Origin of the sequence: Mesorhizobium sp. M7D.F.Ca.US.004.01.2.1, from assembly GCF_003997785.1 — a bacterium.
Classification (GTDB): Bacteria; Pseudomonadota; Alphaproteobacteria; order Rhizobiales; family Rhizobiaceae; genus Mesorhizobium; species Mesorhizobium loti.
The window spans coordinates 1-12,066 of the sequence record NZ_RZRQ01000187.1 but is presented as its reverse complement, the minus strand read 5'-3'; the positions used below and the strand labels follow the sequence as shown (position 1 = coordinate 12,066).

At 64.8% G+C, this 12,066-nt stretch carries 12 protein-coding genes and 2 pseudogenes; 9 read left to right on the top strand and 5 right to left on the bottom strand.

All coding sequences use genetic code 11. The features are described 5' to 3' along the window. Window positions 1-1,265: pseudogene (locus EN993_RS22655) on the top strand (hypothetical protein); the annotation flags it as partial. A 79-nt stretch (window positions 1,266-1,344) separates the two neighbouring features. On the opposite strand, the gene EN993_RS22650 reads toward EN993_RS22655, so the two are convergent. Both EN993_RS22650 and mntR read right to left on the bottom strand, forming a co-directional pair. Further along, entirely contained in the window at window positions 1,345-1,533 is a 189-nt protein-coding gene (locus EN993_RS22650) for a hypothetical protein (protein ID WP_109659990.1), read from the bottom strand. Window positions 1,534-1,632: 99 nt separating this feature from the next. After that, entirely contained in the window at window positions 1,633-2,085 is a 453-nt protein-coding gene (gene mntR, locus EN993_RS22645; RefSeq protein ID WP_109659988.1) for a manganese-binding transcriptional regulator MntR, read from the bottom strand. A 227-nt stretch (window positions 2,086-2,312) separates the two neighbouring features. Between mntR and EN993_RS22640 the strand changes: the two genes are divergently transcribed. The 3 genes and pseudogenes from EN993_RS22640 to EN993_RS22630 all read left to right on the top strand — a co-directional run. Further along, window positions 2,313-3,677, top strand: coding sequence for an Nramp family divalent metal transporter (locus EN993_RS22640; RefSeq protein WP_109659987.1), 1,365 nt, complete (start codon window positions 2,313-2,315; stop codon window positions 3,675-3,677). Between the two features lie 86 nt (window positions 3,678-3,763). After that, window positions 3,764-4,618, top strand: coding sequence for a protein-L-isoaspartate O-methyltransferase (locus tag EN993_RS22635; RefSeq protein WP_164757763.1), 855 nt, complete (start codon window positions 3,764-3,766; stop codon window positions 4,616-4,618). Window positions 4,619-4,726: 108 nt separating this feature from the next. Then, a pseudogene (locus EN993_RS22630) lies at window positions 4,727-5,374 on the top strand (dihydrofolate reductase family protein); the annotation flags it as partial. A gap of 235 nt (window positions 5,375-5,609) precedes the next feature. Here EN993_RS22630 and EN993_RS22625 read toward each other — a convergent pair. Continuing rightward, entirely contained in the window at window positions 5,610-6,479 is an 870-nt protein-coding gene (locus EN993_RS22625; RefSeq protein ID WP_127264863.1) for a LysR substrate-binding domain-containing protein, read from the bottom strand. Window positions 6,480-6,577: 98 nt separating this feature from the next. Between EN993_RS22625 and EN993_RS22620 the strand changes: the two genes are divergently transcribed. Continuing rightward, window positions 6,578-7,177, top strand: a complete 600-nt coding sequence (locus tag EN993_RS22620; RefSeq protein ID WP_127264862.1) for a LysE family translocator — start codon at window positions 6,578-6,580, stop codon at window positions 7,175-7,177. A gap of 21 nt (window positions 7,178-7,198) precedes the next feature. Here the strand turns inward: EN993_RS22620 and EN993_RS22615 are convergent, their stop codons facing one another. Beyond that, a complete protein-coding gene (locus tag EN993_RS22615; protein WP_127264861.1) occupies window positions 7,199-7,993 on the bottom strand; it encodes an SDR family oxidoreductase in 795 nt (264 codons plus the stop codon). A gap of 218 nt (window positions 7,994-8,211) precedes the next feature. Between EN993_RS22615 and EN993_RS22610 the strand changes: the two genes are divergently transcribed. Then, the gene (locus EN993_RS22610) at window positions 8,212-8,670 is read left to right on the top strand and encodes a MarR family winged helix-turn-helix transcriptional regulator (RefSeq protein ID WP_109659977.1); all 459 of its coding nucleotides are present in this window, start codon (window positions 8,212-8,214) and stop codon (window positions 8,668-8,670) included. 28 nt (window positions 8,671-8,698) lie between these two features. On the opposite strand, the gene EN993_RS22605 is transcribed toward EN993_RS22610, so the two are convergent. Continuing rightward, complete coding sequence (locus EN993_RS22605; protein ID WP_109659974.1) at window positions 8,699-9,877, bottom strand: MFS transporter; 1,179 nt, start codon at window positions 9,875-9,877, stop codon at window positions 8,699-8,701. A 207-nt stretch (window positions 9,878-10,084) separates the two neighbouring features. On the opposite strand from EN993_RS22605, the gene EN993_RS22600 reads away from it, so the two are divergent. From EN993_RS22600 to EN993_RS22590, 3 genes are all read left to right on the top strand, one after another. Beyond that, window positions 10,085-10,441 carry a helix-turn-helix transcriptional regulator gene (locus EN993_RS22600; RefSeq protein ID WP_109659972.1) on the top strand — a complete coding sequence of 119 codons (357 nt, stop codon included), beginning with the start codon at window positions 10,085-10,087 and terminating at the stop codon, window positions 10,439-10,441. 63 nt (window positions 10,442-10,504) lie between these two features. After that, window positions 10,505-11,263, top strand: coding sequence for a metallophosphoesterase family protein (locus EN993_RS22595; RefSeq protein WP_127264860.1), 759 nt, complete (start codon window positions 10,505-10,507; stop codon window positions 11,261-11,263). A 207-nt stretch (window positions 11,264-11,470) separates the two neighbouring features. Continuing rightward, the coding region (locus tag EN993_RS22590; protein ID WP_164757762.1) for an SH3 domain-containing protein at window positions 11,471-12,066 on the top strand (596 nt) is incomplete at its 3' end.

Here is a 12,066-nt window from a genome sequence, read left to right as displayed (position 1 = left end):
ATCTGCTGAAGATCTTCAAATGGGATCCGGCGACGTCCAGCTTCTATGAAGCGAAGATGGAAAACCAGATCGACCGCGCCACCGTGCTGGCCGACAAGCCGTCCTTCACCAAATGGCTGCTCACCGACCGCAACATCTACGACCTCGATCATGGCCGGCTGGTCATCGACGAAAAATTCCTGGCCAAGAGCGCCGTCTCCGTTGCACCCGGCGGGCTGAGCCGGTCGCAGAACAACATCGCCTACGGGCTGGTCGACGACGCCGACATCGACAAGGCGCTCAGGGACTATGTCGCCAAAGGCAACACGCTCTCGACCATCAAGTCGGTGGCCGGCTTCGAATTGCGACTCAACGAGATGAGCTGCACCGGCTGCCATCAGACCCATGGCATAGCCGGTTTCCACTACACCGGCGCCGATCCGGCCAGCGAGCCGCGCCGCAACGCCGTCTTCGTGCCGGGCTCGGCCGTCTTCTTCGCCGACCTGCCGCGCCGCCGCGCCATCGTCGAGCAGTTCGCCGCCGGCGGCCATCCGGATTTCGTCAGAGGCTTCGCCGCCCGACCTGATGCGAAATATGCCGCGGCGCTGAAAGGCACCGACCTCTACAATGGCTGGGGCTCGATCTGCTATCGCGGCGAGGATCCAAGCTTCAAGGACTGGAGCTGCGGCGCGGGCCTGCGCTGCGCTGGCGTCCATGAAAGCGCCATCCATCCGGGCTTCGGCACCTGCGTCAGCGAGGCCGGCACGGCGGTAGGTGATCCCGTCGAGTTCGGCGAGATCAAAATGTCGACCTGGGGTAACGACCAGTATTGCCGCCTGTCGCCGGCCACCGCCAAGGCCTGCGCCATCGACCCGGCAAGGGACAAGAAACCCTTAGTGAAGCTCGCCGGCTATGGTGCCGCGCGCCAGCGCTACGACAATCCGCGGCAGAAGACCGGCGGCTTTCCCGGCGGCATGCTGCGCAAGGCAAGCTGCGACAAGCTTCCCGACGAGGCGACGTGCGGCAGATTGGCCAAGACCGGCTTCAACGACTGTGTCGCGTCGGGCAAGGACCACAAATTCTGCACCAGGGAGTTCACCAAGACCGCCGGCCTGCGCGCCTGCGACAAGGCCCATCCCTGCCGCGAGGACTATATCTGCACGGCAGGCTATGACGATCTGGCGCAAGCAAAAGCCGGCAAGGGCACCTGCATCCCGCCCTATTTCATCTTCCAGTTCCGCGTCGACGGCCACCCGCGCAGCTGGGTGCAGGATGTCCGTGAGTGAGAGAACGGTTTGCTGAAGCGCCACCACGTCTCGACCGACGGCTTTCACCCAAAACCGCTGACGTCGGCCTGACAGACGTCTAATCTTTCTGCTTGGCGCCGGCACTCTTGCCGTCGGAGCTCTTCGAACGCTCCTCGAAACGCGCCGCGCCCTTTTTCAGCGGATGGCCGGTTTCGGCCTCGGTCTTGCGCTCGTCCTTCGCCGCCGCCTGTTTCAGTCCCTTGGCCGCTTGCTTGCCCTTTGCGGTCGGTGCCTGTTCAACGCCCATCGCTTCCTCCCTTGCCGCGCGACTTGCGCGGGTGTCAGAAGCAACGTGCTTGGCGTGCGAGGGTTCCGGAGGCAGTGGAAATCCGGCGGCGGGTGCGGCTCAGCGCGCCGCCGTCATCGCCTTCCGAAAAGCTTCCAGCGTCTCGGCGCTGACATGATGCTCGATACCCTCGGCATCGATGCGCGCCGTTTCGGCACTGACGCCGAGCGAGCGCAAAAAGGCTTCCACCGTGTGGTGGCGGATGCGGCTTTCCTCCGCGACCTTGCGCCCGGCATCGGTCAGGAACACGCCGCGATAGGGTTTTCGCGACACCAGACCGTCGGCGCACAGCCTGCTCAGCATCTTGGCCACGGTCGGCTGGGCAACGCCAAGCCTTGCTGCGATGTCGACCTGGCGCGCCTCGTTGCCGTCCTCGATCAGGTCGGCGATCAACTCGACATAGTCCTCGACAAGCGCGCTGCGGCGCGCTTCGCGCGTCTGCCGGAAGCCCTCCGAATGGACGTTGGCGTCAGGCAGTGGCTCGCGCGGGACTGGTCTGTTCTTCAGCGCCACTACGCGCTCCTCCTCGGAGTTTTAGCCGTCGCTGCTTTTATAGCACGGGCTCTGATTCTTCAGGCCGTTTATTTGCATTCCCCCACAGGCGCAACCGCCTGCCCCCTTTCGCACATTGGCAGCAGCTCAATAAAAAGCACGAACAATGAAATATAGCATATTGCATAATGTTGAGCCATGGCATAGCTTAAGGGAACATCGCCCAGTTTCGCGGAAAGCCTCCCCTCATGTCCGAAGCCGAAGCCACAGCCTCCCGTTCCTCATGGCGGTTCGCCGGGCCCGACGAGGACGAACAGCCCAGCCTGCGCGAAGTCAATTCCTCCATCGCGGTGCCGAATTCGGGCGTCTGGTTCCGTCGCCTGTTCGCCTTCATGGGTCCCGGCTACATGGTCTCGGTCGGCTATATGGACCCAGGCAACTGGGCGACCGACCTCGCCGGCGGCGCGCAGTTCGGCTACACGCTGCTGTTCATCATCATGCTGTCCAACCTGATGGCGATCCTGCTGCAGGCGCTGGCAGCACGGCTCGGCATCGCCACCGGCCGCGACCTTGCCCAGGCCTGCCGCGCCTATTATCCGCGTCCGGTCAACTTCGTGCTGTGGATCGCCTGCGAGCTGGCCATCATCGCTTGCGACCTGGCCGAGGTCATCGGCACGGCGATCGCGCTGCAGCTTCTGTTCGGCATTCCTCTGATCGGCGGCGCGATGCTGACGGCGCTCGACGCCTTCCTCGTGCTTCTGCTGATGAACAAGGGCTTCCGCTATCTCGAAGCCTTCGTCATCGCGCTTTTGATCATCATCTTCAGCTGCTTCGCCATCCAAATCTTCGTCGCCGCCCCGCCGGCCGGCTCGATCCTGCATGCCATGTTCGTGCCGTCGTCGGAAATCGTCACAAATCCGGCGATGCTCTACATCGCCATCGGCATCATCGGCGCCACCGTCATGCCGCATAATCTCTATCTGCACTCCTCGATCGTGCAGACCCGCGCCTATGAACGCACCGACAAGGGCAAGCGCGACGCCATCAAATGGGCAACGACGGACTCGACCATCGCCCTGATGCTGGCTTTGTTCGTCAACGCCTCGATCCTGATCGTATCGGCAGTCGCCTTCCACAACACCGGCCACCAGGATGTCGCCGAAATCAGCCAGGCCTTCGAGCTGCTGTCGCCGCTGCTCGGCCTCAGCATCGCATCGATCCTGTTCGCCGTCGCTCTGCTGGCATCCGGCCTGAACTCGACGGTGACCGCAACGCTTGCCGGCCAGATCATCATGGAAGGCTTCCTGCGCCTGCGCATTCCCAACTGGGCACGCCGGCTCCTGACGCGCGGCCTCGCCATCGTCCCGGTGGTGATCGTCACCGCGCTCTATGGCGAAAAGGGCACCGGCCAGTTGCTGGTGTTCAGCCAGGTGATCCTGTCGATGCAGTTGCCCTTCGCGGTCGTCCCACTGGTACAGTTCGTCTCAGACAAGAAGAAGATGGGCAACCTCGCCATTCCGCGCGGCGTCGCAGCCCTTGCCTGGGTGGTTGCCGCGATCATCCTGGTGCTTAACTTCAAGCTGCTTTACGATACCATATTCGGGGTCGGCTGAGCGCCGCCTCGCCGAGAGCCGGCTGCCCTCTGCGCAGAGGGTAGCCTCGCGACAAATCGGCAATCCGCGCTATGTTCTCCGGCATCATGACCCGGATCGAAGACATCAGGAAATTCTACGCGCGGCTGATGGCCGCCAACGCCTCCTCGCCCGATCCGCGCCTGGAGACGGTTTTCGCCGAAGTGCCGCGCGAAGCGTTTCTCGGTCCCGGACCGTGGACGATCATCGCCGGCAACGGCAAGGTCACGACGCCGAGCGCCGATCCGGCCCACATCTACCAGAACGTGCTGGTGGCGCTCGACGACGACAAGGGCATCAACAATGGCGAGCCGTTCCTGCACGCCATGTGGATCGGAAAGCTCGCACCAAAACCCGGCGAAGCCGTTTGCCATATCGGCGCCGGCACCGGCTACTACACCGCGGCGCTGGCCAGGCTGGTGTCGCCCAGCGGCACCGTCACCGCTTTCGAACTCGACGAAAAGCTGGCCGATCTCGCGCGACAAAATCTCGAAGCCTATGGCAATGTAACGGTCGTCCATGGCGATGCCGTGACGACGCCGTTGCCGGCATCCGACATCATCTATGTCAATGCGGGCGTTGCTGCACCGCCGGCTGGGTGGCTGAAGGCGTTGCGGCCACGCGGCCGCATGATCTTTCCCTGGCGCCCGGCCGAGCGCGTCCCGCTGGCGGTGATGGTGACCCGCACCGAAAACGGCTTCGCCTGCGATCCGTTCATGCGATCGTGGTTCATTCCCTGTGTCGGCGCCTCGATTGCCGACCCTGCGGCGACGATCCCGACGCGCGAGCAGGCCGCGAGCAGCCGCTCGATCTGGCTGGTGCAGGACAAGGCGCCGGACCGCACCGCCACCGCCATCTTCGGCGATGTCTGGTTCTCGTCGAAAAGTCTCGACGCCAGACCGCGCACCGGACCTCGCAAATGACGGTGGCTTGCCAAAATTTCACATGTCCTGTCGGACCGGTAGGCGGTCGCCCGTCCTTGGGTTGAAGTCCGGCCACGACGGCGTGGGTTGAAGAAACGGGAGATTGGAATGAGAAAGATCATCGCTGCGACATTCGTCAGCCTCGACGGCGTCATGCAGGCGCCCGGCGGTCCGGAAGAGGACCCGGTCGGCGGCTTTAAGTTCGGCGGCTGGACCTTCCACTACTTTGACGAGGTGGCGGGCGTGGCAATGGATGAACTCTTCTCCAAACCCTTCGCCCTGCTGCTCGGCCGCAGAACCTACGACATCTTCGCCGCGTACTGGCCGTATCAGAAAGATCCGATCGCGGATGCCTTCAACCCTGCGACCAAATATGTGGCGACGCATCGGCCTGACACTCTCACCTGGCAGAACACGCAATCGCTTGGGCCGGATATCGTCGCGACGTTGCGCCGCCTCAAGCAGGAGGATGGACCTGACTTGCTCATCCAGGGATCTGGCAATCTGATCCAGACCTTGCTCGCCAACGGGCTGATCGACGAGATCCGGCTGATGATCTTCCCGCTATTGCTGGGCAAGGGCAAGCGGCTGTTCGGCGATGGCGCGATGCCGGCCGCCTTCAAGCTTATCAAGTCGCAGGCCTCCAGCACCGGCGTCATCATGGCGACCTACGAACGATCCAGCGAGATCAAGACCGGGTCGTTTGTCACAGGCGAGCCATCCGACGCCGAGATCGAGCGGCGCAAGAACTGGAAGTGGAACTGCCGAAGCGTGGCGCCAAGCTGGAGCACCTCTCATCCGACCGAGCTTCGCTCGGCCACCTTCTCCCACAAGGAGAGAAGGCGGAGCCTGGGGCATGTGGCTCGGCCAATCTTTAACGTCGGTAATTGGCAGGGACATGCGCGCAATCTTGCCTTCTCCCCTTGTGGGAGAAGGTGGATCGGCGCGCAGCGCCGAGACGGATGAGGGGTGCTCCAGCGGAGCGAAGCGTTCAAGCCGCCTGCGGCCGCCGTGCCAGCCCCTCGCGGATATGCCGCGCGAATTCCTGCGCCGCCGGGCCTACCCCATGCCTCGGAAGATGCAGGTTGATGGCAAAATTCGGCAGCGGCGGTAGGCCTGACTCAGATGGCAATATGTCGAGATCGGCCGGCACCGTGGAGGCCAGCCAGGTGGTCACCGCAAGGTCCGACCGCACCGTCGCCGTCGTCGCGTCGATGTTGCCGTTTTCGAACACCGTGCGCCACTCCAGCCCATGCTCGCTGAGCGCCGCCAGCACCGCTGGGCGGAAAGCGCAGGTGTCGGCGACGATCGACACCGGCAGCGGCCGCTTGGCGCGGGCAACGCCGCCCTTGGCGCCGACCCAGACCAGCCGGTCGATGGCAAGGCATTCGCCCGCCGACGGACCGACGCGTTCCTCGATCACCGCAAGGTCGATGGTCCCGGCCGCAAGGGCAGCAGTCAGTTCCGGCGACGAGGCGCAGACCAACGATATCTCGACCTGCGGATAGGTCTCGGCATAGGTTTTCAGCACCGGCGCCAGCAAGGTGCCGACAAGGTCGTAAGGCACGCCGAGCCGCACCTGCCCGGCCATCGGCGTACCTGCCATTTCGGCCCAGATCTCGTCATTGAGGCCAAGCAGGCGCTTGCCCTTGCCGAACAGCTGTTCGCCGGCACGCGTCAACCGCAAGCCGCGCCGATCGCGCTCAAACAGGCTGGAACCGAGCGCCTCCTCGAGCCGCTTGACCTGCTGGCTGACAGCACCTTGCGTCAGGTGCAGCGCGTTGGCCGCCGCCGTCATACTGGCCTTGTCGGCGACGGTCACGAAGGTGCGGATCAGCGCCATGTCGAGATTTCGGATCATGGCTGGCATTATGCTTACTAATGCTGACCATAGCAAACATTGCATTTACTGAAGTTGGTGCGCGGCTACGATGGCAGCCCTCTCACAGAGGACGCCGCATGCTTGAGCCCATCATCCCACTGATCCTCTTCGCCATCGTTGCCACCACCACGCCCGGCATCGCCACGACCCTGTCGACCGCGTCCGGCGCGCAGTTCGGCTTTCGCCGTTCCGTGCCCTTGCTGGTCGGCAGCGCCGCTGGCCTTGCCACGGTGACGGGTGCCGCTGCGGCCGGGCTCGCCGGCCTGCTGCTTGCCGTGCCCTCGCTGCAGCTGGCGATGAAGGTCATCGGCTCGCTCTATCTCGTCTGGCTGGCGATCAAGATCGGTCGCAGCGGACCGCCCAATCTGGATGTGACCATGGCCAGACCGAACAGCTTTCTCGGCGGCGCCGGCATCCAATGGATGAACCCCAAGGGCTGGGCGATGGGGCTGGGCGCCGCAGCCTCGTTCGCGGCCCTGGCCAGCGGGCCGATGCAACTCGCGCTGCTGCTCGGCGCCACCTTCGGCCTCGCGGCCGCCGCCTCGCTGTCGCTGTGGTGCGTGGCCGGCATGCTGCTTGCCCGGCTGCTCAAGACCGAATGGCAATGGCGCGCGCTCAACATCGTGCTGGCACTGGTGCTGGCCGCCTCGATCGTCCCGATGTGGCGGTCGGCGTAATGCCAACCGCCACGCCTTGCTTCAAGCCGCGTAGCGTGCCGCTGGCTTGTCGGCGTGCAGGCTGCCGTAGAAGGCCAGCCGTGCGCCAAGGAACGTGTCGAGCTTGGCGGCGTCGGCAAGCCCCGGCACGGTAACGGCTTCGCCCTTGGCCAGGCCGACAAGTGCGGCATCGACCAGATCGTCGGCCGTCATGATGATTTCCTTCGGAAGCTGGTCGATATCGCTGCCGGCAATTTCCCAGAAATCCGTCCGGGTCGCGCCGGGCAGCACCACCTGGGCCTTCACCTTGGTACCCGCGACCTCGCGCTGCAGGGCCTCGGTGAAGTTGACGACATAGGCCTTGGTGCCGCTGTAGATGCCGCCGAACGAGGTGTCGAAGGCGAGCACCGAGGCGATGTTGACGACGGCGCCACGGTTGCGCGCCAAAAACCCCGGCAGCACGGCGCGGGTCAGGCGTGTCAAGGCGATGACATTGACCTTGATCATGCGCTCGGCCGCATCGGCGTCTGCCGTCGCCACCACCTGCGCACCACCAATGCCGGCATTGTTGACCAGCAGCGTCACGCTCTCGTCGGCTGATACTGCCTGCTCGACGCGGCGGACGTCATTGTCGTCGGCGAGATCGGCGCTGATCACGCTGACCTTGCGGCCGTAGGCATAACGCAGCTTCTCGGCCAGCTCTTCCAGCCGGTCGGCGCGCCGCGCCACCAGCACCAAATCGTAGCCCTGCCCTGCCAGCCGGTCCGCATAGACCGCGCCGATGCCCGCCGAAGCACCGGTGACGACCGCCGTGCCCTTGTTGCTCTGTCCACTCATTGTCCTGTTCCTTGTTCGACTGATTTGCTTCGTTTCGACCTGGCCGCCGGCACCGTGGGCAATCACCCTCGCCTTACCGGCAAAGCCATCTGATTTCAATTAGTGGCATATACCACTAATTTGGAAATAGGCATATGCCACTATCTTGTCAATGATCGCAACGAGGATTATTTGGGAGGCAGCGGCCGGATATCATTCGTCGGCGCCAAGGACCCATCATGTCAAAGGACACCCTGCCCGGCCTGACCCTCTGCAACAACGCTATGCTGCGTCGAGCGGCGCGCAAGCTCGGCCAGTTCTATGATGATGTCATGGCTCCTTCGGGCCTGAAGGCCACGCAGCAGGGCCTGCTCTACCAGATCCATATCGGCGACGAGCCGGCGATGGGCGCCATCGCCGCGTCGCTGATCATGGACCTGTCGGCGCTCGGCCATACGCTGAAGCCGCTGATCCGCGACGGCTATGTCGAGACCTTCGCCGACCCGGACGACCGCCGCATCAAGCGCGTGCGGTTGACGCCGCAGGGTCTGGTCAAGCTCGATGAGGCGATGAAGCTGTGGCACATCGCCCAGCAGCGTTTCGAGGACGTGGCCGGCAACGACAAGGCGGAAAGGCTGCGCGCGGCTCTCGATGAGATCGCCGCGCTGGATTTCGATCTGCCGCCGGCCACGCCCTGAGGCGTTGGGCCGGTGTTGCCAACAGGACCTACTCAGCCGGCATGGCGGCCGGCCGGGCCACCCAGCGGCCGGCCAGTACGACGCCCAGCGCGATGATCGGGAAGATCGCAGCGACTAGGCCGAGATCGGCCGGCGCGCCGTAGCGCAGCACCGCACCACCGACCACGGCGCCCAGCGCCACGCCGAGATAGAGCGCCGAGGCGTTGAGCGACAGCACGATCGGGGCGGCATCGGGCGCCAGCTTGATGATGCGGCTCGCCTGCGCTGGTGGGAACGCCCAGCCGACGATGCCCCACGGCACCATCATCGCCATCAGCGCCGGCCCGGCAATATGGTGCGGCAGGAAGGCCGGTATGACCGACAGCAAGACCAGCATGGCGGCGCTCAGCGCCAGCGACCAGCCAACGGTATGCGTCGCGCCGAACCGATCGGCTGCCTGGCCGCCGGCAATGTTGCCGATGACGGCACCGACGCCGAAGGCGAGCAGCATGCCGGGCAGCGCGATCTGGCTGAGCCCGCCGCCCTCGATGGCCAATGGCGCAACATAGGCAAAGACGGTGAAGGCGCCGATCAGCGCCAGCACTGTCGTCAAAAGGATCGGCATCACGCCTGGACGCATCGCAGCCGCCAGCCTGCGCTTCAAGGGCAGCCTGGTGCCAACGATGCCCTGCGGCAGTCGGTACCACAGGATCGCACCGGCAAGCGCACCGAGCCCGGCGATGGCATAGAAGGTGCCGCGCCAGCCGGCGAAGGCCGCAACAAGGGCGCCGAGCGGTGCGCCGACCGCAACGGCCACTGTCGTGCCGCCGACGACGACGGCGATGGCACGCGCCCGGTGATGGTCATCGACCAGCGCCACCGCGGTGCCTTGCGCGGTTGCCGCGAACAGGCCCGACGACAGCGCCATGACGATGCGCGCGATCAGCAGCAGTTCGAAGGAGGAGCTCAGGGCGGCGGCGATGTTGCCGAGCACGAAGAACACCAGCGTCCACAGGATGACGCGGCGCCGGTCCCATTCGCCGGTCAGCGTCGCCAGGATCGGCGTACCGACCGCGTAAGCGAGTGCGAAGGCGGTGATCAGCGTGCCGGCCAGCGGAATGGAGATGCCGGCGTCCGCCGCGATATCGGGCAGAAGGCTGGAGATGACAAAGCCTTCGGTCGAGATCGTGAACGATCCGAGCGCAAGCCAGAAGAGGCGCTTGTCCATGGCTGATATCCTTAGTTCAAAAGTTATTGAACAATTGGACATAACAGGGCATGATGTCAATGAAGTCAGGCGAAAATAGCAGAACCCTCCTGACAGCCCTGTGTCAGCACGGTCGGTCAGCACGGTCGCGAAGCGGAGAAACAGTGTGTACGGGCACAAAAGGACGGATGCGTTGAAATCGGCCCCGACTGTGCTTAGTTTCGAGCCATGACCTTGCCACACCCCAATACGGACCAGATCAGCCTGCCGATCGTGCTTGGCGTGCTCGGCGACCCGACCCGGCTCGCCATCGTGCGCTATCTCGCCAGCAAGCAAGGCGTGCCGCTGAACTGCAGCCAGTTCCTCGATCTCGGCTCGAAGACCAATCTGAGCTACCACCTGGCCAAACTGCGCGAGGCCGGCGTCACCCGCGCCGAGGTGGTCGGAACCAACCGCATGATCACGCTGCGCCGCGCCGATCTCGACGCCCGCTTCCCCGGCCTGCTCGACAGCGTCATCGCCGCCGCCGGCGACGATCCCGCTTTGCCGGCGGTCGGCGGCCACGATATCGAAATCCACGCCTGAGGGCGTTCCTCGCCCCCGCGAAACAGGGAGAGGAAACGCTGCCTCATCCACGGAGCTCCCCTTATGCGCATCGCCGTCCTCGCCGATATCCATGGCAATGTGCTGGCGCTGGACGCCGTGCTTGAGGATTTGCGTCTGCGCGGCGGCGCGGATCTGACCGTCAATCTCGGCGACAGCGTTTCCGGCCCGCTGTGGCCGCGTGAAACGATGGAACGGCTGCAGGCGCTGAACCTGCCGACGGTGCGCGGCAACCACGACCGCCGCGTCGCCGCCGACCCGGCCGATGAGACCATGTGGGCCTCCGATGTCTACGCGCAGGAGCGGCTGACCGAGGCCCAGCGCCAGGCGCTTTTCGCCCAGCCGCTGACGCTGGAGATCACTCCCGGCGTCATCGCCTTCCACGCCCGCCCCGACCACGACGAGAAATATCTCGCCGATACGATCGTCAATGGCCAGTTGGTGCGCGCGCCGCTGGCGGCAATCCGGCGCCGGCTGAAGGTGCTCGACCCCGCCTACCGCATCGCGCTGTGCGGCCACAGCCACCGCCCGGAACTGATCGGCATCCCCGATGGTCCCGTCATCTTCAATCCGGGCAGCATCGGCTGCCCCGCCTACGACGATTCGACGCCGCCGGCGCATGTCTCCGAACAGGGCTCGCCGCATGCGCGCTATGGCATCGTCACCTTGGGTGGTGGCGACCGGCCCGACCGCTTCGAGGCCATCGCCGTCGACTACGACCATGAGGCCGCGGCCAGACAGGCCGAACAAGCGGGCCGGCCGGAATGGGCTCACGGGCTCAGGACCGGATTTATGTCAGGTTGAGCTTGCTCATGCCTCAGGCTGAACGCACCGCGTTCGTGCCGCCCGGCTGAACTGGCTCACCGTCTGGTGGGTGGGCTGGCACAGGCGAAACGGCGGTCGAATTTTCGGACTTACATGGCGGCGCGTCGTCCCTTATAAAACCGGCCGGGCATGCGGCGGGCTCGATCCGTCGCGGCATGGTGTCTTTGAGTATCCGCGCACGGCCAAATGATGAGGCGCACAGTTTCGCTCCGAACAACCCTGCATGCGCTGATTGCTGTGCCGCTGCTGATGGCGGCATGGCTGGCCATTGCCCCCACTATGGCTGAAGAGATGGCCGAAGAGGCGCCGGAACTCGTCATCTCCATCGTGACCGGCCTGGCGCCGGACGATCTTCTCAATCTCCGCACCAAGCCATCGCCGATCGGCAAGACCGAGACACGCCTGGCCAGTGGTGCGCGTGTGAAAAATCTCGGTTGCAACGACATTGACGGCCATCAGTGGTGCAAGGTTGAATCCGACGATCCGAAGGCCAGCGGATGGGCGCCGGCGCGCTACCTCATCCCGCTCAATCCGGCCCCCTATGTCGAAGGCGAGACAAAACCGGCCGATGCACCCGCCGCGGCAAACAGCGCGGATGCTGTTGCCACCGGCTCGGATATCCCTGCACAGCCACAGCCACCGCCCGACCTGACGGCGCGGCTTGGCGGCGCCGATCCGGTGACCGGCGCCGAAAGCACGCAGAAATCAGCCGCCGAAATCGGCCGGACGGCCATGCAGGATGCCTACGGCCTGGCTTTCGCTGCGCAGGAAAACCCGACGAC